The following is a 23,742-nucleotide window of genomic DNA, read 5'->3' on the forward strand; positions in this document are numbered from 1 at the left end:
TTTTCAAAAGCATAAAAGTTTGGTTTCCAAACAAAAAGCGTTTGTTTTAATGTCAAACGATACCATTATTGTATCTATACTGACTATTTTTATAGTGAAAAACAGCCGTTATATAGCCAAATTATCAGGTAAATTGTCCGGCATGGACGATAATTCACTCAACACTTTGTTTCCATAACGCCCGAAAAGAAGATAAATCAGGGCACTGGGAAGCTGCGTTGTCAGTCCGGCCTGGTTCTTGAGAGGCACTTTCTTTTCCGATGATTTGTCCAGCTCGATGCGACCTTCCGTTTTTTTCAACGGTGACAGCATAATGGCACTGCAAAGGTTCCTGCACTCGTTCTCGTCTATCAAAATTTCCGGCAAGGCATTGCTCCGGCCTCCAAACATAAGAAGCAATAACTTGAACTGTTGCCAATGATATACGGTGGCCTGCCCTTCGTTCATCAGTTCCACCTCAAAGCCATAACTTTCCAGCTCACGTTTCAGGGCACGGCTGTCGGTGGTTATCTGTTCCAGTTCCTCACGGCGTTTGTTCCCGGCACGGTCAGGGTAGAGAATGATACGCTTATTCTGGGAATCAGCACCGAAAAACTCATAGAACTGACGGGCGAGTTCGGGCTGTTCATCCGGGTAACAGCAATAGAGTTCCTTTATAATACGGAGCTGACGGCCGTATTCCTTTTCCTGCCCGACAACAAGGCTGGAAAAGTGGCCGGGGTCATATCCTACCAGTAGCTCGTCACGCTTGTTGTAGTGCTTCAAATAGCGGGCTGTGAGTAGAAAATGTTCCCGCAGGTCAAGTCGTAGAATGGATTCATAAATATAGCTGTCTGCATACTGATGTTTCTCCTTGTTGTAGTTGGCGAAGAACTTATTGATAACCTCCTTATGGCGGATAGCGCAGATGGAAGTGAGGAATTCGTCCATATCCAAGGTCTCAAGCTGCGTCTTGAAGAACTTCGGACCGAGAATATCCTTGTTGCAGAAGGAACTGGCACGGACGTACAACGTGGCGTTACGGCGCATGTCCGCCAGGCGGGGCTGCCATAAGGATATGATGCGATCCTGCCTGATGATTTCAAGACGGATACGTTCAAGGGTAACGGGATTTGTAGTTTCCCGTTGGGAATTTATAAGTTTGTATTTCTGATAGATAGCTGCATTTACATGAAGCGCAACTGTAGATATTTCCTCCATCAGTTTCGTATCCATATTTTTCTCATATTCCTCGAACCAGTCATCTTCGCCGAGGTCCACACGCGCGGTATCGGATACGCCCGTGATTCCTTGGTAATAAGGTGACCGGCGTATTTCGGCACTGGCACCACGGAGGGAAGGGAACAAGCGGGTTTTCAATTTCTCCCCTTTGTTGTGTTTCATCTCTTCAATGATGGCGTGGACGGCAGAGCGTCCGGCAACGGACTCCGGCTGGTCCGAGCTTACCAACTGGATGTGATGGCCGTCCCGGAAAACGACACTGTGTTTGGGGTAGGATATGGGATATCGGGGCTTGCGGAAATGAGAAGGGAGCTTATTTTCGCCCACCACATAATCGATGCCATACTCCAGCATGGAACGTACCTTCCCACCTACGGTGACTTCCCTGGAGAAATAAGCCTGAAGGTTGGGCCATACGTTCGTCATCAGGGCAACGTAGGTCTTATGTACCAGAAACGACAGCTCGCCTGGCATGTCATTGGCCACACGGATGATACGTGGGCCGGTGATACCTTCCGTCTTGCCACCTGCACGCGCCACTTCGGCAAATATGTTGTTGGCATCGATGACATTGACCAGTATCTGCATCTGGTTCATGTAGTATTCCTCAAACTGGGAAGTGGTTTCAATATCAGTTTCCATCTTACTCTTCATTAAGTTCTTCGTATTCAGCTTCCTCAATATCCGCATCGCGCAGCAGACGCTTCTTCTCGGCTTTCTCGATGGGAAGGTTCTCTATCAAGTTCAGATAGAAGCCTTGATTGTGCTTGGAGGCAATCTCCTTCAGGGAGGCCTTGCTATATCCCAGGTCTTCCGGAGTAAGTTCGGGAGATATTAGGAAGACGATCCCCAGGTTACGGTCGGCTTCGGCAATCTCGGCGGCACGGCGACGGCACTCCAGGGCGGCGGCATAGCACTTGCCCTGGGTCTTGTAGTCACCGGCAGCCGCACATAGTTTGGCAAGATCCTCGTACTTGTCGGCATAGTTGGACTCCCACACCTTGATGGACACATTGTTGTCAATATTGAAGTAATTGATGGCCGCATAAATGCGTGCCTTACATGTACGTTCATCCACATTTATCTGCTGCTGGGCATTGATGCGCTGGCGCAGCTGCTTGGCGGCACGGGTGATGTTACGCTCGTATTCGTAAATCTCCGCCGCCCATTGCAGCTGCTTGAGGAATAACTGCACATCGGCAGGAATGCCATCACACTTCCCGGTGGTGAGGAATGCGGATATCAAGTCCGGATGTATCTTATCAAGGGTGTCGAGTCTGGTCATATTCCAAAGAGTTGGTTTCTTAAGTCTTTGACTGTCCGTTCCTGCTTACGTGTTTCCAAGGTCTCAATGGCCGACACATCACCGGTCTCGGCTTTCTTGGCAAGTTCGGCATCGATATTGTATTCTCCCAGGGCACAACCGTTACGGTAGGCGTCGTAATATACATCTCCGGGCATCAACAAGCGGACTGTCAGTGCCGTCCTTTCCTTTCCACGCAGGCCGAGAAGCGTACATATACGGTGGGGAGTGTATCCCAAAGCACCGAAAGTACGCACTTGGGATACATATTCATCGCCTATTAGGACGGCTTTATCAGTGTCTGAAGTTAGAGTGAGTTCCTTTTTCATTTCAACAAGGATTGGGTATCTGTAACAGAAAGAATTTCTCCATTCCGGATTAACTGGACGGGCTGTTCAGGGAACATGGCGCGGTACCGGTGAATGGTGGCTGTAACATATTTCGGGTCTATCTCCATAGCATGACAGATACGGTCTATCTGCTGGCATGCCATGAGTGTAGAACCGGATCCGGAGAAGATGTCGAGGACTATCTGACCGGGAGTGCTGGAGTTGGATATTGGATATGCCATAAGGGCTATGGGCTTCATTGTCGGATGTATGGCATTGCGCTGCGGCTTGTCGAAATTCCAGACAGTAGTCTGCTTACGGTCGGAGTTCCATTGATGTCCGGCACCCGGTTTCCAGCCATAGAGACAAGGTTCATGCTGCCATTGATAATCCTGGCGTCCCATCACCATAGTATTCTTTACCCAGATGCAGCATTGTGCAATCTTGAATCCCACTTTCCTGAGAGAAGCCCGGAAATTCTCGCCTTCACTGTCCGCATGGAATATATAGTAGGATCCTCCCGGCTTGAGTACGGCAAACATGACAGAGAACACCTGCCTGAGAAAGGTGGCGAACAAGTCGTTTTCCATGGAATCGTTCTGGATGGTGAGTTCCTCCTCTGTACCGCCTTCATAGTTCACGTTGTACGGTGGGTCTGTGACGCACAAGTCCGCATGCTGTCCGTCCATCAGCGCCGTGATGTCCGATTTGGAACGGCAATCACCACACATCAGACGATGGTTACCGAGCAACCATATATCGCCGGGTCTGGCAATTACAGTATCTTCAGATGCAGGAACATTAAAATCAATGGCATCTTCCTGCACACTTTCCGACTCATGTTCTTGGGCAAAAAGGGGGGAAACCTGCCCGAAATCAGTGGTCTTGACCTCATAACCCAGGTTGAAGCGCTGCAGGGTGTCAGAATCTATATTATATTTTTTGAACAGCAGGGTATCCGGATTCCTGGTGGCAAACTCGGAATTATAGGCTGCGATTTCCTCTACCGCTTCTTTCTTGTCTGCCGCAAAAATGGGTTCATAAGGTATTTCCGGTATTGTAAACCCGGACTTGCGCAATGCAAGCAGTGCCTTCCGTCTCTGATGGGCATCGATAATCCAGAGCTTTCCATCCGGATCCTGCCAGGCTTTGAATGCATACTTGAAACCACGGGTGATGATAAGCATCTGCAGTTTCGATAATTTGTCAGGATCAGACTTCTTGAAGTCTTCCTGAAGCTCCAAGAACGAATCCAGCGGGGCAGTAGGCAAACCACCCAAATTAAATACTTCTATCAGCTTTTCCATTTTACTTCGAATTGAATTTTTGCAATATTGCTTTGAACAGTGATTCCCGTTCACGGTGACGTCGGAGATTTTCCTTGTCTTGGGTGCGCTTGTTTTGCCTGTCAGCGCGTTTCAGGTAACATTCGTATCTGCGGATATTGTCCGTCACATTCTTATGCAGGCGCAGGAACTCCTGCGGGTCCGTCCGCAGCAGCTTCTCCAGTTGTGCTCTCTCTGACTGGTGGGCTATGAGCGGATGAATGTAGAGGAACTTCCCAGTGTCGTTGAACGATTGCAGCTCATCGAATGCCTGGAGATTACGGATACGCAGTTCCACCATGTCCATGATGTCACGCTTCTGCGGTTTTCTTTCCAGACTTTCGTCGAGCTGCTTCATCTGTTTCCAAGTGACCACACGGTCGTTGTAGATGAGTGTGGCTATTTGGACTTGCGGGTCGAAGAGGTTGTCCCAGTCGATTTGCGGGTATTCCTCTTGCTTTTGGACTTTACCGGAACCTTGGCCGGCTCTTTTTTTTTCTCTTCTTCCAGCGCCTGCTCAGTCTCCTGGGCACGGGCTTCCGCTTCATCCCTGGCTTCCTCCGCTTCATCGGCACGCTGTTCGGCTTCTTCAGCACGGGCTTCCGCTTCCTCAAGCGCTTGTTTCAACTCTTCTGCCGAGTTGTCAGCCGGAGTTGTTTCAGGCTTTTCCACGTCATCATGTGGACTGGTCTCTTCAGTATGTGTTGTTTCCCCTTTGGGTATTTGCTGTTTTTTTTCGGCCGTCTTTTTCGTAGCAGAACTTTCTGTTTTCCTTTCTCCGGCATCTTCAGCCTCTTTTGCCTTTTTTGCAATCATAGCCCGGCGATACTCACGTATTTTCTCACGTGTGGCACAATCTAACAGTGCATAAAGGATATCATCGGCATAACGTTTGGGATTGCGTGAGAATGTGGCAAGCTGCGGAAATCCAGGAATTTCTTTAGCCAGTAACTCAAGGTCATATTGTGCCACATCCGGATTCCGGAGAGCCACGAAATGTGTCTTCTTTTCTTTGAAACTATACATAACATACAGATTTAAGTCTTACAAGCCAACACGCTGCCTATAAAGGAATTATGCAGGCTTGTAAGAAGTTGTTTTTACTAAGCTGTCTGCACTCGGCTGCCGGATACCTCGACAAGTGTAGAGGCATCAAGCACCATGAAGGTGATGGAAGAACCTGCCTTGGCTGTCCAGGTGGCGCCGTCCTCCAGTACAAAGCTGTTGCCGTCGGCAATGGTGGCCGCCTTGTCGGTACCGGTACCCTCAAGTGTGATGTAACGTCCCTTATCATTGGCTGTCAATCCGCTGACGGTGGAAATGGCGTATGTGCCTTCACTACCATCGGGGATTGTATAACGGTTGTTGGTGGATTTAATGGCAAGTGCCGTTGCGCCAGCCGTGTGAGCCGCTGCCGGAGCACGGACAATATCGCCCGTATACTTGTAGTACTGGTCAATGCTTGTACGTGTGAAGGTATAGGTTACATAACGCCCGTCCTTGTCATTTTTGGACTCGAAGGAGGAGAGTACCATCGGACGGTCATAGTTGCCGAGAATGTACCACTGCGCATCGCCCACTTCCTTGAAAAGGATGATGAACTTGCCTCCGGCATGCTGTTCAATGAAATCGAGCAGCTGGTCACGCATGCCGCCCATGACGGCAACAAAAGTGTTGGTACCGCTGGTGGTAATGTCACCTTTCTCACCGGTTGAAGTGTAGGTGGGAATATCGTGCGCCGCAAAGTACTTCATGTATTGTCCGGCTTTCATCGGGATGGTGCTTATCTCACGCTGCTGGTTTGGAAGCGGAAAGGGTACATCGGAATTTATCTGGTCGACATCCACCAGGTAAATCTTGTAGGCTATATTCGAGCCGTGCGTCTTACGGTCGGATACATCGTCCACGTCACCGATGACCATCATGGCGGCCAGTGTGGTACCGGAAAATCCGTAAATTCCCAGCACAGAACCGGGAGACATGACCATGTCAAGAATAAACACGAGTGCCAGAAGCACCATCAGCGAAAGGAAAAAACGGACCTGCATCTTACGGGCGGCCTGGTTCCCTTTACGGAAAGGATTTGAAATTCTTTTTGCTTTCATACAATTTTAATTTTTAAGTTATAAAAAACGGAGCGGGCTTAAGTGGACCCGCCCCGCGCTACCTGAAAACAATCTGTTCTTATAGACAACCAATTATCTGACTCCAGGAATGTTGGGCTGGAGTGCAGCGTTCACCTTGCGTACACCGCCTACCTGACGTTCCAGTTCCAGGAAGTTACCCTTACTGTTCAGGATTACCATGATATAGTCACCCTCTTTGGTCGGAGTATAAGCTTCCGTAATGTCGGCAAACTTGTCCGACTTGGCGATGGTAGTGGCATTCTCGGTACTACCACATTCAATAATGTAGGCTACACCGGCTTTGGCATTCGTAATATCCGTAATCGCTTTGGTTCCAGTGTTGGCCGCTGTTATCTGCCAGAATCCCTTTGAAGCATCGACAGTGGTCGCGTCCGCTGCCATATCGACGGTAGGTTTGTTTATGAAGATCTGCTGCCATTCGTAATTGTTGGCCTTCAGTTTTTCCAGGCTGTCAAAACGGCGGCCGGTGAACGAAGCGGCGGTGCCTTCTTTCCAGGTGGACCATGCCTTTACCAGTTCCATGTCCTCTTTCACCTTGATAGAGAGCATCTCGCCCGGTACGAATTCCAGGAACTGGAGGTTGCCCGGAACATCCATGAACATGAGGGGAAGCTGACCGAGGTAAGGCAACCAGATGATACGCATATTTGTGTCAGGTACCACATTGCGGTAACTGTCCGGACCGGAAAAATCAATGTCCTTTCCATATTTGGCGCGGACATTCTTAATCCACCAGGGAAGATGGGTCTTATTCAGATAGAGGACGTGGCGGTCAAGATCCATGTCTTCTGTGCAGGATGCCACCACATCGCCGACAAACTCCTGAACGGAATCCAACATGTTGGAAGCCGTGTAGCTGCGATAGGACTCATCGTCATGGGGAAGAATCTTAAACTCATGCATGTAGCGGACCAGTGTGTATATGATTCCGGTCGATGCGTTCAAGTAACTGCCTGCGACACCCGTTTCCGGCTTGACATAGATACCCCGCATACGGCGTTTATTCTGCTCCACCTGCGCAGTTTCCAATGAGTTTAGGATGCAGAACTCGATCATGGTCCACTTGATAGGATCGGAGCCTTCCTTGTTCAGATAAGCGATGTACATGCGCTCCAGTTCTTTCATCGGACCGAACTTGAGCTTGATCATCGCATCATCCACATGACCCATCTCGTTCTCAAGCTTCATGTCACCCTTCCAGATTTCACCCTGCTGGTAAGCTTGGGAAACTTCGGAGAAGAAGGCATTGAACACGAGGTCATGGTCTTGAATTCCATAGCGGACGGGAAAATACTGCGTGAGGTCGCGGACTGAGAGTACACGGGCAATCAAATAGTCCTGACGCAGAACCACATACTGGTTGCCCACACCGGCTGTATCCACCCCTTCGTAGTTCGTACTGAATTCTCCGGCTGCCAGACGTTTGGCGTCAAGCATTCCGTTTCTGTGCAGATAATCGTAACGCTGCTGCAGTGAACGGGAGAAAGTAACGGCCTGGCGACGGAAAGCGGCCCCTTCAATCTCTTCATTCCATGGACCGTAAGAAGAAGCGGAGGCCGGATTGACAGCAATTTTGTTCCAACGTTCGGACATGGAGAACATCTGGTTTTCGATACCGAAAAGATACCGGGAACGGTCTGCCGGTCCCGTGAACATGATGGAAGCGGCTGTCACTGTCCGGGAAGGGATATCATCCTCCGCGCGGTTGTTCATATTGTCAACCAGGCTCTGCACAGCGGTGGCCAGTTGCACCAGGCCTTCACCGTTGGCTGGCTGTGAAATGGTCTGCACCGGTCCATTCCCACTATTTTCCTCTTCCGTGGCTGTTGAATTGGTTTGTACCGGATTGACGATACTTCCAAGAATGGACTGTACCTGGTCAATCTGTTCCTGGGTGACGGCAACCGTTTGCCGTTGCGCCGCCTGGTCTGCAGCCAAGTCATCCTGAAGGATAGACTGGTACTCCTGATTATAGGAGTTGACTATCTGTCCCCATTCTTCCTGGGTCAGTTGATTGGCTTTCGCTTTGTCCAGCAGATTCAGTTTCTGCAGGACGGTCTGAATTCTTTCCTTTAAATTCATGATAAACAAAAGTTAAGTTATAAATAGTTGAGAGCACTTCTTTTTATATTCTCAATCTCCATATAGCTGCGACCGAGCTCTACAGCCTTGACCACAGCTTCGGGAAAAGTCATGGAGGCGTCAACCAGCCCTTTATCGATGGCATGCGGAGTATCGAACGTTTCACCACGGAATACCGGGTCGTCTTCCGGCAGGCTGCCCAGTTGCGGTCTGGACGCAAGAACGGCGGCAAGGAACTGTTCATTGGGTGGATCCAGTTCTTCTTTGATATACTGTTCCGGATTCCCTCTGAGCAAGTCATCCGTCTTTTTATTCTTCAGGTCTGATTTCGTGGCTTTGGCCTGGATGAGTTTGAGACCCATCTTTTCGAACCATCCGTCATAGTTACAAGTGGAAATCATGGTTCCTATGCAGCCGATGGTATCATAGGCCGTGAGTGCGGCAATGAAACTGGAATGGCAGGTTATATAATAGCTGGCCGAACAGTTGCACTGCTCCACCAATGTCATGACGGGCTTGCCGAGTGAGCGCATCGTCTCACTGAGTCTGTCCATATACCATGCTTCCCCTCCCGGAGAGTTCACATGCAGGAAATGGCAGGTTATGGCCGGATTGGCTTCTGCCGCAAGCAGGTCCCGTTCGAACTGCTTGGAGGAGAAATACCACTGACAATCTGAGGTGATGAATCCCCAGATACGGTGATAGGCGATACTGCCTTCAGGAAGTTCGTCAGAAGAGAAGTCATCGGTGACGGTTATCCCCTGGAGTTCTGAACGGGCCTTCATTTCCTGCTGAAGAAGTGAAAGGGCCTTTTTCGATGTCTCTTTATATGTGGGAGGATTTTCATTGAAGAAAAAGGATGTCGGCTGCAGACTGTCAGCGGGCACCAATGGAAAAGCCTCTATCATGGCAGAAGACAAGCCCTCTGCCGTGATAAGAAGCCGGTGTATATTTAAAGTAAGAAGCTGGCGTAGATAAGTTCTGTTCATTGCGTATCTTTTCAGCGAAGATAGGCAGCCTGCAGAAAGGGGTGAAGGACGCTACAATAGCGGGGAACTGAGCATTTTGCATTCAATTTTCAGAGTTGCCGAATTCAGATTGGGGGATATCGAGACAATGGCGGGTATTTTTTTGTCCCCGATCCGGAAACTCCGGTGCCTGGTGTCAGTGAACTCGACAATGCAGAACCTGCCAGCCAGGAAGTCTTTCATCACTCCGGATGGAGGAAGGCTTATGCTTATATCTTTATTGCAATTGAAACAGCGGCCCGCCTCTGAAGATTCCGGTACCGGAGTAAACTCAAACTCATCGGCCATGAACCGATAGACATCCTGGCGCATGTTACTCACCGGATAGACTTTAATCTGAATGGAAAGTTCTTTCATATTAGGATATTTATTTGTAATTCAACAAGTTCGCCATACATAGGACATTTTGTCCGCCATTTTGGGACAAAACGCATAGTTCGGTCGGTGATTTTTTAGCCGTTTTTTAACTTCTTTTTATATTCGCGGCGTTTTTTCCGCTTGCGGATGTTCTCCCGCCACCGATAGAAGTTCTTCAGCAACGCATCCTCACTGATGCTGTCTATGCAATACGCACATAGGAAATTGTGAACGATATCGAGATTGTTCAACTCATGCCCGTTCAAGTCGTTCTCGTCCATTGCCGTATGAAGTTCCCGGTTGAACATCCTGCGTATTTCCGTTTCTATGATTTTGGCCGACCGTGGAGACAGATAGTTGTATATTTCCGGATCCTTACCGATACGCCTCTCCGGAAGTATGATAGTCAGATTACCGTCATCTATGGGAGACTGGTTCTGATGACGCCGCGACATCAGCGTCCATATCACATGGTACAAGTCCGTATTGTCAGGAATACGGAAAGGTTCATCCGCACCGTTGTTGTACTTTCCACGCAGATATTCAGCCAGGTAAGGTGTAATTGAAATACTCGTCGTAATCATGCTCATTTCCTTAAAAAATTTTTTTGAAACCGTTTTTGTTTATTTTTGCTTCCAACTGTCCTACAGTCCAACAGCATTATTAAAGTTACTGATTATTATTTAGTTATACAAATTTACTATAAAGAAAATACTGTTGGAGGACGTCCAACACGTCCAACAAGCCGCATTTTTTGCCGTTTTTGTTGGACGGAGCCAGTTGGATGGTTGAAAAATGGCAATCCAACACGTCCAACAGCGTCCAACAAGACAACGCCATTGTAGTATATATATATGATTAAATAGAAAATATATACTACTATACAACAGAGAGTTACATTTTAAAATTCTTTCTCTTGTTGGACTGTTGGACTGTTGGACGCCTCTTTTGAAATATTTTCCTTTCAAAACTCCCTCTATATTGCTTATCTTTTTATTCCAGGGGGTCCGGGGGATGGAGTAGGGAAGTATCATAAGATACCAGGAGGATGAAACCGAACGAAATGTCCGTAAATCGGAATATAAAAAAGCATTTATTCCCGATGGGGCGGCCACCGGGAATAAAGCATAAAGTTGATGTGAAAGGTGCAAGTCAAGAAAAGTATGCCGGAAGTACCATGGCATCCGGATAACGGTTGATGAACGAAAGCATGTTCCGCTCACGTTTCCGTTCCCGGCACCTCTTATGGTAAGCACGTTTCTCCCGGTATCGTTCCAGCAAATCGACCAGCAAGTGCTCATAGTCTTCAGCACCGACCGTATAGTAGATGCCACTGATATTGAACACACCGGTGATGGCAACACCGTTCTTACGGCGCTTGCCAAGAATACGGATGGAGAAACCTTGCAAATCAATTCCCATACTGTGGAAATACTCGTAAGGGGTGAGTGTGGAGATGTTGATACCCGTTTCGTGGGCGGACGTTCTAAAGCTGTTGTTGGCAGCGGTGGAAACTTTTGCATTGTCAAGCATAACAATAAGTTTTTAAAATGAAAGTATCCGTGCCCTTCCCGCTGCTTATCACATCCAACAAATGCTGTGGGCGCATTAACGCTCCACACGGGGGTACACGGATACCATATATGGTACACAATATGTCCGGGCATAAAAAATGCCTGCACCGAAAATGCAAGCTCGCTGCCCGCATTTGTTGGATTATGTATGATAAGCATTGCAAACATAGCGATTATTTTTGAATTGTGCGGCATTCTGCCCGGATTATTTTTTAGAAATCTATTTTCAATTGCCTACTCTCAATATCGTAATCATTCATTGTCAATGAACGCAATTGTTTTAGTTTGGCCTCGGCCTCCGAAAGTATATTCTTTGCAGTGCGAAAGTGTTCTTTGGCATCATCTACAATCGAAAGTTGGCGGTCTATCTCAATTTGCTTTTGTTCTACAAATTGGGCACGGGCGGTGAAATGCAGGAACAGGGCATGATAACATTCGTGCTGGTATTTTATTAACGTAGGTTTTGCATCTTCGTTTACATTGGCCGGATTTATTGTAAAAAGCCAACCGAAGATAAATTCCAATGGAAGGCACAACATTTCTCGCTGTTTTCCATCGGCGGCAACCATTACCCTCAGGGTAACAGTTGAAGAGAGAATCGGATGTTCTTTTATCTTGGTCGTCTGTCTCTCGTAAGCAATGCCCAACGCCTCGCAGATAGGGCGGATGGGTACCATTTGTTCGTCACTCGTAGATACTATATCTACATTGTTCACTCTTGCAATAATCTTTGTTTCCATAATCTGTTCGTTTTAAAAGTTGGCAATCTTTTGGTTCTTATTCTCCGGTGACCTTTTCCGTTTCCCTGGTCATTTCTTCAGCTGTGAACGGTAGATTCAACTGGCGGTTGTTCGCCCTCCAGTCCTCGATGGTGAGCTTCATCACCTGATTCAGTTCAGACTTTGCCTCATTCATCAGTTTCTGTGCATCCTTGAAGCGGCGCTGGCACTCCTGGTACTCGGTCACTTTCTTCTCCATGACCTCCTGTTTCTGTTTGAGGAAGGTTTGCGGCTCGGTGAAGTGCTCGAACAATGCTTTGTAGCACTCCGTCTGATAACGCAGGACGGCCTCTCTGGCATTTTCGCTGACTTTGAACGTGTCGATGGAGAAGAGCCAGCCAAAGATGTACATGTAGGGAATGGCATACATATCATACGTCTTTCCATCCTTTCCAGTTGCGTGTATCATACACGCAACTGGACCGAGTATTTCATTCCGTTCGATGCGTTGTTTTTGGCCGTTTGCATCAATGCCCAGTGCCTCGCATATCGGTCGGATGGGCACCAGTTGTTCGTCACTCGTAGAGACGATGTCCACATTGTTCACTCTCGTAATAATTTTTGTTTCCATAACTCGTTTTTTAAAGTTTATAATAAAAATCAGAACTTCAGCTCTTGGGGGGCACCGATTGCTCCAATAGGATCATTGTCGGGATTAGCGTCAACACGGGATTCTTCCGAACCGCGTTGCAAATCAATGCTATATAATTCTCTGAAAATTTCGTAGTTGATAGCTATGCAACTGGAATTGGTACACTTCTTCTCAACTTTACGCACCATGTCATTGTTGAGCTTTACCGGAATTCCGGTTTCATTGGGAGTATCTTCCTCGAAACCGCCGCGTGGTACCTCCACGACTTCATACCAGTTGAACCGGCGTGCATGGACAAAGCCCAGGTAACTGGGATGGGAGCGGAGGTTCTGCTCGATGGTCGACTGCGTTGAGTCTTCCTGATTATAAGAAGAACGTGCGTACTGCGTATAGATGGTACTGACGCGTAGGAATAACACACGGGTTCCTGCAGGAATAGGAACCTCCTTTTTTTCTCCTCCGGGCAGCTTGATGGTGATTCGTTCCGGTGTATCAATGGCGAAGTCCCTGCCTTCTCTGATAGCCTTGGTATCAATCATCACATCCATAGCCTTGAAGAATGTGGCCAGCTTATCCGTCTTGGAAATCAGTTCCACCTGAAATTTGATTTTATCGCAGGCTATTTTAAAAAACTCCTCATAGGTGAACGGTAATTTCAATTCTGTATAATCCTCAATCAGTCTGCATGTCGCCAGAAACAATGATGCAGTCTTCATGAGGCGGTCAATCTCACCGGCATTTATCAGCGCCTGCTTCAATTCATCATAGGATTTCTGCTTCAGTGCCCGGAAATGCTGCATTACCAGCGAACGCAGCTGAAGGACTTCAAAGAGGACATTCGACAACCCGATTTTGGCCGGATCCTCTATATCCTTGAGTTTGTTGAAAAGCTCCACTTCCTCTTGGGTTCGGTTTTTCGGTTTGGGGACTTCGCAGACTATAATACGTGACATGAGTGCATTGTCATCACGTTGGGGAGTTTCCTGGCCGCAAATGACAACCGGCGCGTACACCTTGTCGTTTTCTATCTCCTTGCCGGATGTGCCTTTACGCTTCTGTCTTCCATCGCCATCATATACTATTCCTTTAAGTGCCTGGAACTTTATATCTGATATATCCTTATTGTTGTATTCATCAAGGACAACCGGAACATCCCGGAAAGTGCTCATCAATGTGGACATGGCGGCATCGGTACCGATGTTCAGGTTGAAAATCGGTATCTTGGGAGATATGAATAGGGAACGGATGGATATCGCAATCTGTGTTTTTCCGGATGACATCGGTCCCATAAAGAATGGCGCTGTAAACAAACGGTCTATGCAGTGTATATTGCTTCGGAAAGCGCACATGATGGCAAAGAGAATGGCCCATTTCCCGTTGTCGTTGATTTTATATACACGGTCCATCAGTGAGGCCCATTCGTCGAAAGTGCAACGTTTGTCTATAGGGATTTCCTTATAGACAAGCTGTGAAATAAGTTCGTACTTGTCGGACTGCTTGCCGGAACCGGCATATATGGTGGAGAATGCCGGCAGATAATAATTCCGGCCATTGTGAGTGACCACTCCAAGCTCATTTACCGCATCAAATCTCGGTATTCCGTCAACAACATGGAAGATGCCGTTGGCGAAGGCAAAAAACTGCTGGTCTTCCCGTCGGGAAAAACCGTCTTCTTGCTGGTTCCCGTATGTGGAAACCTCTGTGCAAGTAACATAATGTCTGCTCATATATTCACGTATTTTAGTCCAATGTTTCTCTTCACCATTGGTGAAGTTGACTGCTTCCAGCATAATCAGCTTCTCCTCAATAGTGCTTTTCTTGGCCAGGATTTTGGAATTCACCTCAATGTAAAGCGGTGTCTTGTAATAACGGCGGTTTATTCTAAGGACACGCTTGTTTTCCTCGTCGTTGTCCGAGTAAATATGCAAAAGTGGAATCATATAGAAATCACCTACCATGGTATGGCCGGACTTCTCATTCTTGAAAAGGTAGCATACCGGTTCCCCCTGCTTGTTTAACTTCGGATAGTAATTGCATTGCTGGAACATCTGCAGATATTCCGGATTGTCCTGGACATAACGGGGAAGTTCGTCCGGGTCATAATTCTCTTCAGTATAGTCATCGTCCGTCCGTTGTGCATTGATGGCCATGCGTGACTTGCGTTTGGCCAGATAGGGCTTGAGTATTTCATTCAGGGCTTGCTTGGTCAGACCCAGGCAATTCTGAAAGTAGGTAAAGTTGATGATGCGTACCGAATCTTCCGCGTAGCTGATTATTTCGGCACAACGTTCGATATAGGGAGCACGCTCGCCATTATAGGTCTTAAAAAAAGATTTGTGCAGGAATACATAGAATTTCGCGAAATTGAAAGTCTCGATGATATCGTTTGCCTCCCCGTCCATATTTTCCTCGTCGTCACTTCCTTCCTCATCATTATCATCCTGGACATCCCGTTCGACCGTTATGGTGATATTGGAGAGCCCGGCACGGAAAATGGCGGATAATCCGGCAAGGTAACCGGATTCCGTACCGTCCTTTGCAATGGTAAGGCCATCGCTGTCAGAGGTGAACATCTGGCTTGCCTGACGCAACTGCTGTATGTCGTTCATTCCAGGAATGCCATGGACGTATGCTATGGGGGCATCTCCATACAAGGTGAGGAACTCCTGATAATTCGATGTCAGGATGCAAGGCTCATTCCCGCTACGTGCCTCCGCAATCATATCGATACCATATATACCGGGAGCCATCTTGTCTTTCTCCTTGATGGAAGCTGTCTTCCGCTGCCGCAAGATGGAATTCACTTTCCGCTGGATGACTTCCGTGTTGCTGCCGAAAATCCCGGCCATTATCTCTATGCACTTGAGAAGAAGCGTTTCCGAAGGGATGACAGATATGAGGGTTGAAAGCCGTTGCATTGCCTCTTCCTCTCTGTTTGGGTCGGTTCCGGGATTCTTGCCTCGTAAGGAGATGGCAAAATATTGAAGGAAATTCTGTTCCCGGTTTGCAAGCCATTTTCCGGTTTCAAGTTTCTGCTCCTGGGCAATATTATCAGGATCTTTCCCTTCAGGAAGCGGAACTGCACTGACCTGGAAACCCGCACGCAGGAAAGCCTCACAGTTGGCCAGTGACGCTTTCAGCCCGGCTGCATCCGCATCATATACAAGTATCACGCGATGGGTGAACCGGCCAAGCAGCTGTATCTGTTCCGGAGTCAGTGCAGTTCCGCTGGTGGCAACGGTATTGCAGACACCGAACTTGTGCATGGACATGGCATCGAACTGGCCTTCGACTATATACGCACAATCATACCTTGCAATGGCAGTACGTGCCTGGTACAGACCGAAAAGGTGAGTGCCTTTCTTGAACAACGGCGTGTCCCCGGTATTGACGTACTTGCCGGTGTTTTCCTGCAGGGTCAGCCAGCGTCCGGTATATCCGTTTATGTTGCCCTTGATGTCAAAATAGGGAAACATGATGCGGTCCTTGAAAGTGTCGAAGGTGAAGTTCTTCTCGCTTCTCTTCAGGATGTCCGTCTCAAGCAGCTTCTGTTCGGAAAATCCGGCTGCAAGCATCTCCTTTTTAGCCAGGTTGCCTGCCGGGGCATATCCAATTCTGAAATCCTTCAAGACTTTGTCATCCAGGCTGAACCCTCTGTCATGCAGATAAAGTTGCGCCTCCGGAAGATGCTTCTCGAAAAAGAATGCGGCGCCTTTCATCGCTATACGCTGCGCTTCACGTTCTTTTACCCTGGCCGTTTCCTCGTCGGACATCACCCGTTCAGGGAGAGAGATTCCCGCACGGCCAGCCAGCCAGGTGACAGCCTCGTTGAATGACATGTTCTCATGATCCTGGACAAACTGGATGACATCCCCTCCCTTGCCGCAGACGAAACACCTGTATGTCTGTCTTGACGGACTGACGGTCATCGACGGATGCCGGTCTGGATGAAACGGGCAGATCCCTATATAATTGATACCTCTCTTGTGAAGAGATACAAACTGGCCAATCACGTCCGTAATCTCGTTGGCATCCTTTATTCTCTGTTTTAATTCGTCATCAATCATTGTTCTTCAAATATGCAAAGTTGACGCGCTGCGAATGCCTCCTCCAGTGTTATGCCGAAATACTTCGACAACGCGATATATTCTTCTTGGTTTATATTTTTTCGGCCATAGAAAATATCCCACCAGCGCATCTGGTTGATGCCTACCTCCTGGTAGAAGGCACGGTTGGGCATGAAATTTTCCGGATGCCGGAATTTCAGTCGGAGAATCTCCTGCACCAGATTCCGCTTGACTGTTTGTCCCACTACAATATGCTTCCGGTGCATATATAACTGTACAGCCAATGCGGATCTTCCCAAATGCTCCGCCATTTGTTCCAATGTCTTCTTATTGACATTTTCCCGGACGTATCTGTCCTCATCGGGTTGCCATCTTCCATTGTTCATAGCTTTCTTTCCTCCATATCTGTGTATAGTCTTCATTGAATTCGTATTCAGAGTGCCCGGTAATATAGCAGCAACAGAATTTGATAAATAGTTCCTGCTGCTCCGGTATGACCGAGCCCCCGATATCATAGTAATGCATGACCTTGAGCTTGTCGAGGGCACTATATACCCTCGTCTCAAACTCAAGAAAAGCGTCGACGCCAAGCTTCTCCAAGAAACGGTCTATCCAATCAAGATTTTCCATTCTATATTTCAATAGGCTTTCCATATCATCAAGGACGTTATCCGCTCCTACAGTTCCCGCGTTTCCTTCAGGCTCCCAATGAACAAGTTCATCAGTCTCGCATATAGTCCGGAAGCTTCCTTCAGATTATCCGGATTCTTGCCGGTAAGATGCACCTTCATATTATCCTTGGAGTAGTCATGGCATATAGCCAAGTGCAGCTCCCGGTTCCGGTCATCAACTACCGAGACCTTCACTTCCTCCACCACACTCCCCAGTTCTGAGGCATCCAACCACAAATATAACTTTTCATCTGTCTTCAGATGGCAGTACCGATGTACCTTGCCACCTTTACGAATTAACTCCACTTCGACGATTGTCGCTACTTGATTGGTACGCAGGATGCGTACCTTCTGACCTTTCTTCATTGACCTGATTCTTGTTATTAGATTGTTATAACTCTTTAAATTCCTGCTCCATCCGGCACTTTCTTACGTAAAGTCCATCAATAATGTACTGGGTACAATACTTGGGAAGGGGGATGGCAATAATGTCACGAGTACCCCTATCGGCATCGCGATACACACAACATTCCCTGCTGCTTTTTAGAATTGACTCAAGAAGAGAATTACACTTTTCAATCTCTTCCTTAATGGCTTTGGCCCTTTCAAATGATTCATTTTCCATAATATTCAAAAATAATGGTGTGATGTACATAGGGGTGGGAATTGTTGCTTGGTAGAATACCCCATCAGCTCCAGGTTAAAGATGTCCTCTCCGATTTCTTTCCACGCCGAATATACACCATACATACATTCACGCGCATAGAAAGGCGGCTTGTAGGGGTCGCATACACAGATTATCTGCACATGTGATTTTCTGTTGTATGATACCAGCTTCGTTCTGGAACTGTCGAATAAATCTCCAACGACATGTTGGCCAGGGCGGATATTGTAACAGTAACTGTTGTCCTGATACACGTCAAGGGTCTCCCAAAGATATGTCGGGAAATCTGTCATTTTCAAATCTCTCATATTACCGCATATTAGATAAACAACCAATTGCAAATCCTATTATCCCAATATTTATCATCAAGACGATAATATCAAAGAGAAAGAGAATTCGGTAAGATCCGGATGCTTTCCGCATTGCCCAGACACATAGTATCAAGACTGCCACTATCACAATTAGTGATATCCACAAAAAAACAATCACATTACTCATCACTGTCCTATTTTTGCAAATTGATCTATCTTATCTGCCAAGGTATAATAGCCCATCACCTTTTCATAGGATATGATGCAGACAATGCTGTCGCTGTCATGCTCCACAAGAATAGTCCACTGTCCACCCTTGGCATTCTCATATACCTCGAGCCGAACCGGACGGCTGCGTGGGTATTTCTCATTCATAACCTTAATCTGGTGCTCGATGTCACACTTCAGTGCATCCAAAGAACATTCGTCAGCAATCAGATGTCGGTCAAACTGTTGCACGTATATCTGTAATGCCCTGCCTTTTTTGTTGACACTGGCATAAGTCTTGATGTTGTCTATAAAGTATCTCATAGCATTCAGATCTTATGTATTTACCAAGTATTGCTCCATAAGTTCGGGGATATCTTCTATCATCTTCAGCATGCACTCATGCGGTGCATCGAGAAATGAAATAACAAGGATACTAAGGTCCTGGTCTATCTGCCGAACTTCGTCTACCTGCAGGTAGTCCAGCGCATCAACGGCATCGACGAAAGGAAGATGGCTCTTGAGTGCAAAGCCACAGTTGCATATTACTCTGCCCGAAGCCGTCGGACGTGGAATCCATATCCTGAACTGTCCGTCAGGAGTGGAAATGGAGGAAAAACCTTTGTTATTATTCATATATTCTGTTTATTAAGTTAGTAAATCATCGTCTCATATAGGGGAATCGAACCCCAGTCGCGGCAAATCTTAAGTATACCGCTACCATTTGAATGCAGTATGAGGGGCCGGACTATCTTCGCAGACCGCCACAGCCATAGAATACACATTAAACACAGATGGCACACCTCACGGTGGGCTTATTTCATTTGATTCCGATGCCAGTAGGAAATCATCTCACCCACATTGCGAACCTTGATTTTTGCCTTGATATTCTCCCGATGGCGGTTAACCGTACAAGGCGAGATATGTAGCTCTGCCGCAATTTCATCAGTTTGGCAGTTGGAGGCAATGAGCCGGAATACATCCATCTCGCGATCGGTCAGTGCTGTATCAAGCTCCGGTCTGCATATCACCCCTTCATGTTCACATTCACCCCGTAACGGGCATTTGACCTCCTCGAATACAAACTGTCCATCCTTGTTAATGTCAAGATTGTACTGGTCATACTCTCCGAAATTGCATCGGATGAAACGATGAACTACCCGGAATTCATAATGCCAACGATTCATCGTGCTGGCTGAATAGAGCTGCATCAGCCGGGCATGTGCTTTCGGATATCTGTCCCTGATGACAGCAAGCATGTGTTCGATAGTCGGGCGGTCAGCCTCCTTGAGAACAACAGCCGGCTGCCCGAACTCTTTCATCATCACATCACCTTCAGGGGTGTTGTAGAATTCAATATTGGAGATAAATGCTACCATATAATTTGAGTTGCTACACGTCCTTTTCTAATTTCATACCCAACACCTAACAAAGCTCTTTCATATTCAGGTTTTAAATGTCTGCTACTTATGAGGTATCTTGTTTTTCCGCTGCGTACCGCCGCCTCTACTCCAGACATTATACGTTTGAACTCTTTGGGTATCGTTTCCATCATCTTCTCATGTGCAGAAATCATTTGCTTGGATTTTTAATTTTGTTGAATTATGAAAATGTTCTCATATAGTTCTCTTTCCAAAGGTTTGAAGGAGTCTTTTCTTAATTTGTCATAGAATGTAATCAATGACATACCGCTTCTTTTTAGGAACTCGTTACGGAGCTTCAGTCTTGTGGCTTTTTCCATTTGGTCGTAATGGTTCTTAGGTACCATTTTTGATGTTTTTTCGTTCATAATCTTAAATATTACAATTCTTATTCTGAAATTTATAATGCAAATATAGAAATGAATTTTCAATATATGAAATTTATAATTGAATATTTTGAAATTTTGTTTCAAAATAAGTTATAACATATTGATAATCAATAGATATATTTGAGATATGAAAAAGAAAAGTGAATTTCCAATACACCCAGTCATAGATAAGATACGTAAAATCATATCAGATAGAGGTTTAACACAAGGTGCTGCTGCTGAATATGCAGGTACGTCTGCTTCTCAATTCAGTAAAATATTAAGCGGTGAGGTGCAGTTGAGTTTATGGCAACTTTCAAAATTTGCAAGTGCCTTGAATATGGATATAGTAGATGTTTTCACTTATCCACAGAAGTACACCTCTGACGGAAAGACATCCGAAGATGTAGAAGCTATTCTTCAGATAAAATTAAAAAAAGATCGGAAAGACCAAGTGCTTAAATTGGTTTTTGGTGATAACAACTTAGAAATACTAAATAAGTAATGAGAACAATAGAAATATTTTCTGTTTACAAAATTGATAGTTTCATAAAGAAATGGCGTAAGGCATTCCCAACTTTATCTATTCAGAAGGTGGATGAACCAACCTCTAATTGTTATGTACTATTTAAATATGATACTAATAAAACTATGAGATTTCCTTTTGAAGCTATACATGGAGCACATAAAGGGTTCATAGAAGGTTGGATAAAGGAATGCAATCCCCAGAAAATACTTCAGCCAGAAGAGCTTGAACATGAATTGCGAAAAATAGAAAAAGAAAATAATGATGATATACACTAATAGACAATAATAGAAGAATATACAGTTATACAGTTTTATACGCAACGGATTGTCAGCATCTTATTGTCAGTAGTGAAATTCCCGCTACCCCGACAGAAATTAAATAAGCTACTGATTTTTTCAGTAGCTTATTTTTGTATATACCCTCTTTTCCATTTATCCAAATAGCAACGTAAAGCAACTCCCTTTTCCCACAGCAGACTGCACCGTAATATTGCCGCCATGCCGATTCATCACTTGTTTACATAAACTGAGCCCGATGCCCGAGCCGGAAGGCTTGGTGGTGAAGAACGGTACAAAAATCTTATCCTGCACTTCCGGTAAGATACCTTCGCCATTGTCGCTGACAGTAATAAGGCATTGCCACGAGAGGGCGGGTAGCATCTTCACTTCTATCAGGGGATGTTCCTTCCTGCTACATGCTTCTTTGGCGTTTTTAATCAGATTAATCAGTACTTGTTCTATCTGTGTCCGGTCTATCTGGAGTATGCGGTCGGTCTCCGGAAGCTCTATCCGGATATACTCTTCCGAAAACAGCTTCTGCAAATCCTGCAGCAATTCGTGGACAGCAACCGGACGACGAACGGGGGCGGGAAGTCTTGTCAGCTTCCGGTAATTCTCCACAAACTCCAGCAAACCCTTGCTACGGCGGTGGATAGTTTGCATTCCCTGCCGCATGACGGGGTAGTTCTTTTCCGACACTTCCCGTTCGCTCAAGGTCTCGGAGAGGGAGATGATAGGAGTAATCGAATTCATTATTTCGTGCGTCAGCACACGTATCAGCTTTTGCCACGCTTCCATCTCATTGCGTTCCAGCACGCGGGTACGGAAATTCCTCATCGCTTCTGAAAGCTCATCCACCATATCCTCCATAGACCGGTTCTTGTAGGGAGAACGGAACGACAGCATCATGTCGTCATAGCGCAGGCTCTCTGCCAGATGGCGCATCATACGCACTTGCATCATCTGCAGGCGGTAAAGATGAACGGCAATCGCCAGCAATATCAAAAAAGCCATCAGCGTACTGAACCACAGTCCGGCATCCACCAGCAGATAAACGCCGACCGAAAGGAAGGCTATGCCGATGATGTGCAGTACCACAATCAATGAATATCGTTTCATAAGCCTAATTTTTCAAGTTTCCGGTACAAGGCGAAGCGGGTAATGCCCAAGTATTCGGCGGCACGGGTCACATTTCCCTCGCTGAGCCGCATGGCACGTTCCACCGCCTGCCGTTCCAATTGTTCCAGGTTGAGGACTTCTTCTTCCTTCTTCTGGCGGGAAGCCGAAGCTTGGAACATGAAGTTTTCCGGACGAAGCAAAGAGCCGTCTCCCAGTATCACGGCACGTTCCATGGTATGCTGCAACTCACGTACATTACCCGGCCAGGCATATTTCAGCAACTTGTTCTTCGCCTCGCGGGTCAGCCCGCGCATCTCTTTCTGATATTTGCGGGCATACCGTTGCAGAAAATACTCTGCCAGCAAGAGGATGTCGTTTCCGCGTTCCCGCAGAGGGGGGATATGGAGTTCGATGGTGTTGATGCGATACAGCAGGTCTTGGCGGAAGTCTCCTTCGTCCACCAGCCGACGGATGTCTGCATTGGTGGCGCAGATGAGCCGCACATCAATGGGCGTAGCCTGCGTACTTCCCAAACGACTGATACAACGCTTTTCGATGGCAGTCAGCAATTTGGCCTGCATGGGCAGGGAAAGGTTACCTATCTCGTCCAGAAAAAGCGTACCGCCGGTTGCCACTTCCATACGTCCAGCTTTCGCTTTCCGTGCATCGGTGAAGGCGCCTTTCTCGTAGCCGAACAACTCGCTTTCGAACAACTGTTCGGGAATACTGCCGAGGTCTATCGTGACAAACGGCTTTCCATAGCGGGGAGAATTGCGGTAAAGCATACGGGCAATCACATCCTTTCCGGTTCCATTCTCACCCAATATAAGTATGTTGGCATCCGTATCGCGCAACTTCTCCACAGTAGAGAAGACTTGCTGCATGACAGGAGAATCACCTATAATAATCTCTTCGGAGCCTCCTGCTGTGACATTGCTCAGAACTTCCACCTGCTCTTTCAGCAAATTTATCTCAGTCCGCGAACGACGCAGCTTCATGCCCGAAGAAAGGGTGGCCAGCAACTTCTCCTTCTCCCACGGCTTGGGAATGAAATCCGTAGCCCCCGCTTTGATGGCACGCACCGCCTTGTCCGTATCCGCGTAGGCAGTCATGAAGATGACCACTGCTTGCGGGTCGATACTCAGAATCTGCTTCAAGCTGTCGAAACCTTCCTGACCACTGATGGCATCACGGCTGAAATTCATATCCAGCAGAATAATGTCCGGACGGAAAGTGGTCATAAAATGCTCGATGCGGTCGGGAGTCACTGCCACTTTTATCTTCTCGGCGTAGGGTTCGAGAAGAAGGTTCAGTGCAAAAAGGACATCCTCGTTATCATCTACAATCAATATTTTACCAAACTGCTCCAT

At 46.9% G+C, this 23,742-nt stretch carries 28 protein-coding genes; 3 read left to right on the top strand and 25 right to left on the bottom strand.

Annotated elements, in window-relative coordinates; all coding sequences use genetic code 11:
• Window positions 1-108: 108 nt before the first annotated feature.
• The 23 genes from HUX74_RS13020 to HUX74_RS13130 form a co-directional block, all read right to left on the bottom strand.
• Window positions 109-1,863 (bottom strand): hypothetical protein, encoded by a 1,755-nt coding sequence (locus tag HUX74_RS13020; protein ID WP_131225231.1) that lies wholly within the window; start codon window positions 1,861-1,863, stop codon window positions 109-111.
• A 1-nt stretch (window position 1,864) separates the two neighbouring features.
• Window positions 1,865-2,506, bottom strand: a complete 642-nt coding sequence (locus tag HUX74_RS13025) for a hypothetical protein (RefSeq protein ID WP_131225233.1) — start codon at window positions 2,504-2,506, stop codon at window positions 1,865-1,867.
• Window positions 2,503-2,853: a hypothetical protein gene (locus HUX74_RS13030; RefSeq protein WP_117652836.1), complete on the bottom strand. Its 351-nt coding sequence runs from the start codon at window positions 2,851-2,853 to the stop codon at window positions 2,503-2,505. The genes HUX74_RS13025 and HUX74_RS13030 overlap by 4 nt, the downstream gene beginning before the upstream one ends.
• Window positions 2,850-4,160 carry a site-specific DNA-methyltransferase gene (locus HUX74_RS13035; RefSeq protein WP_174646808.1) on the bottom strand — a complete coding sequence of 437 codons (1,311 nt, stop codon included), beginning with the start codon at window positions 4,158-4,160 and terminating at the stop codon, window positions 2,850-2,852. The genes HUX74_RS13030 and HUX74_RS13035 overlap by 4 nt, the downstream gene beginning before the upstream one ends.
• Window position 4,161: 1 nt before the next feature.
• Entirely contained in the window at window positions 4,162-4,536 is a 375-nt protein-coding gene (locus HUX74_RS13040) for a hypothetical protein (protein ID WP_151882866.1), read from the bottom strand.
• A 41-nt stretch (window positions 4,537-4,577) separates the two neighbouring features.
• The gene (locus HUX74_RS13045) at window positions 4,578-5,204 is read right to left on the bottom strand and encodes a hypothetical protein (RefSeq protein WP_174646809.1); all 627 of its coding nucleotides are present in this window, start codon (window positions 5,202-5,204) and stop codon (window positions 4,578-4,580) included.
• A gap of 77 nt (window positions 5,205-5,281) precedes the next feature.
• Window positions 5,282-6,283: a hypothetical protein gene (locus HUX74_RS13050; RefSeq protein ID WP_131225236.1), complete on the bottom strand. Its 1,002-nt coding sequence runs from the start codon at window positions 6,281-6,283 to the stop codon at window positions 5,282-5,284.
• A gap of 93 nt (window positions 6,284-6,376) precedes the next feature.
• Window positions 6,377-8,407, bottom strand: a complete 2,031-nt coding sequence (locus HUX74_RS13055; RefSeq protein WP_174646810.1) for a hypothetical protein — start codon at window positions 8,405-8,407, stop codon at window positions 6,377-6,379.
• Between the two features lie 17 nt (window positions 8,408-8,424).
• On the bottom strand, window positions 8,425-9,396 hold the full coding sequence (locus tag HUX74_RS13060) for a S49 family peptidase (protein WP_174646811.1): 972 nt from the start codon (window positions 9,394-9,396) through the stop codon (window positions 8,425-8,427).
• Window positions 9,397-9,447: 51 nt separating this feature from the next.
• Entirely contained in the window at window positions 9,448-9,792 is a 345-nt protein-coding gene (locus HUX74_RS13065; protein WP_117652841.1) for a hypothetical protein, read from the bottom strand.
• 95 nt (window positions 9,793-9,887) lie between these two features.
• Window positions 9,888-10,376, bottom strand: coding sequence for a hypothetical protein (locus tag HUX74_RS13070; RefSeq protein ID WP_119957919.1), 489 nt, complete (start codon window positions 10,374-10,376; stop codon window positions 9,888-9,890).
• A 568-nt stretch (window positions 10,377-10,944) separates the two neighbouring features.
• On the bottom strand, window positions 10,945-11,325 hold the full coding sequence (locus tag HUX74_RS13075; RefSeq protein WP_174646812.1) for a hypothetical protein: 381 nt from the start codon (window positions 11,323-11,325) through the stop codon (window positions 10,945-10,947).
• Between the two features lie 253 nt (window positions 11,326-11,578).
• Complete coding sequence (locus tag HUX74_RS13080) at window positions 11,579-12,106, bottom strand: phage antirepressor N-terminal domain-containing protein (protein ID WP_131225240.1); 528 nt, start codon at window positions 12,104-12,106, stop codon at window positions 11,579-11,581.
• A gap of 37 nt (window positions 12,107-12,143) precedes the next feature.
• Window positions 12,144-12,716, bottom strand: a complete 573-nt coding sequence (locus tag HUX74_RS13085) for a phage antirepressor N-terminal domain-containing protein (protein WP_174646813.1) — start codon at window positions 12,714-12,716, stop codon at window positions 12,144-12,146.
• 29 nt (window positions 12,717-12,745) lie between these two features.
• Window positions 12,746-16,804, bottom strand: coding sequence for a DNA primase (dnaG, locus tag HUX74_RS13090; RefSeq protein ID WP_174646814.1), 4,059 nt, complete (start codon window positions 16,802-16,804; stop codon window positions 12,746-12,748).
• A complete protein-coding gene (locus tag HUX74_RS13095; RefSeq protein WP_044467546.1) occupies window positions 16,801-17,190 on the bottom strand; it encodes a hypothetical protein in 390 nt (129 codons plus the stop codon). Before HUX74_RS13095 ends, dnaG begins: the two co-directional genes overlap by 4 nt.
• Window positions 17,162-17,434, bottom strand: a complete 273-nt coding sequence (locus HUX74_RS13100) for a hypothetical protein (protein ID WP_119957877.1) — start codon at window positions 17,432-17,434, stop codon at window positions 17,162-17,164. The genes HUX74_RS13095 and HUX74_RS13100 overlap by 29 nt, the downstream gene beginning before the upstream one ends.
• 47 nt (window positions 17,435-17,481) lie before the next feature.
• The gene (locus HUX74_RS13105; RefSeq protein WP_174646815.1) at window positions 17,482-17,841 is read right to left on the bottom strand and encodes a hypothetical protein; all 360 of its coding nucleotides are present in this window, start codon (window positions 17,839-17,841) and stop codon (window positions 17,482-17,484) included.
• A 25-nt stretch (window positions 17,842-17,866) separates the two neighbouring features.
• On the bottom strand, window positions 17,867-18,100 hold the full coding sequence (locus HUX74_RS13110; RefSeq protein ID WP_131225244.1) for a hypothetical protein: 234 nt from the start codon (window positions 18,098-18,100) through the stop codon (window positions 17,867-17,869).
• A 5-nt stretch (window positions 18,101-18,105) separates the two neighbouring features.
• Window positions 18,106-18,447, bottom strand: a complete 342-nt coding sequence (locus HUX74_RS13115; protein WP_131225245.1) for a hypothetical protein — start codon at window positions 18,445-18,447, stop codon at window positions 18,106-18,108.
• A gap of 189 nt (window positions 18,448-18,636) precedes the next feature.
• Window positions 18,637-18,981, bottom strand: a complete 345-nt coding sequence (locus HUX74_RS13120) for a hypothetical protein (protein ID WP_119961561.1) — start codon at window positions 18,979-18,981, stop codon at window positions 18,637-18,639.
• 12 nt (window positions 18,982-18,993) lie between these two features.
• Entirely contained in the window at window positions 18,994-19,293 is a 300-nt protein-coding gene (locus tag HUX74_RS13125) for a hypothetical protein (protein ID WP_119961560.1), read from the bottom strand.
• Between the two features lie 179 nt (window positions 19,294-19,472).
• Entirely contained in the window at window positions 19,473-20,036 is a 564-nt protein-coding gene (locus HUX74_RS13130; RefSeq protein WP_119961559.1) for a response regulator transcription factor, read from the bottom strand.
• A gap of 90 nt (window positions 20,037-20,126) precedes the next feature.
• Here HUX74_RS13130 and HUX74_RS20925 point away from each other — a divergent pair, with 90 nt between their 5' ends.
• The 3 genes from HUX74_RS20925 to HUX74_RS13140 all read left to right on the top strand — a co-directional run bounded on the left by HUX74_RS20925 (window position 20,127) and on the right by HUX74_RS13140 (window position 21,250).
• The gene (locus HUX74_RS20925) at window positions 20,127-20,249 is read left to right on the top strand and encodes a hypothetical protein (protein WP_255425192.1); all 123 of its coding nucleotides are present in this window, start codon (window positions 20,127-20,129) and stop codon (window positions 20,247-20,249) included.
• A gap of 345 nt (window positions 20,250-20,594) precedes the next feature.
• On the top strand, window positions 20,595-20,951 hold the full coding sequence (locus HUX74_RS13135; protein WP_230391780.1) for a helix-turn-helix domain-containing protein: 357 nt from the start codon (window positions 20,595-20,597) through the stop codon (window positions 20,949-20,951).
• Window positions 20,951-21,250: a hypothetical protein gene (locus HUX74_RS13140; protein ID WP_117599702.1), complete on the top strand. Its 300-nt coding sequence runs from the start codon at window positions 20,951-20,953 to the stop codon at window positions 21,248-21,250. Before HUX74_RS13135 ends, HUX74_RS13140 begins: the two co-directional genes overlap by 1 nt.
• A 156-nt stretch (window positions 21,251-21,406) precedes the next feature.
• Here the strand turns inward: HUX74_RS13140 and HUX74_RS13145 are convergent, their stop codons facing one another.
• Window positions 21,407-22,372 (bottom strand): PAS domain-containing sensor histidine kinase, encoded by a 966-nt coding sequence (locus HUX74_RS13145; protein ID WP_117599703.1) that lies wholly within the window; start codon window positions 22,370-22,372, stop codon window positions 21,407-21,409.
• Window positions 22,369-23,742, bottom strand: coding sequence for a sigma-54 dependent transcriptional regulator (locus HUX74_RS13150; RefSeq protein ID WP_138345462.1), 1,374 nt, complete (start codon window positions 23,740-23,742; stop codon window positions 22,369-22,371). The genes HUX74_RS13145 and HUX74_RS13150 overlap by 4 nt, the downstream gene beginning before the upstream one ends.

This window comes from Bacteroides sp. Marseille-P8574, assembly GCF_902825465.1.
In the GTDB taxonomy this organism is placed as follows: Bacteria; Bacteroidota; Bacteroidia; order Bacteroidales; family Bacteroidaceae; genus Bacteroides; species Bacteroides uniformis.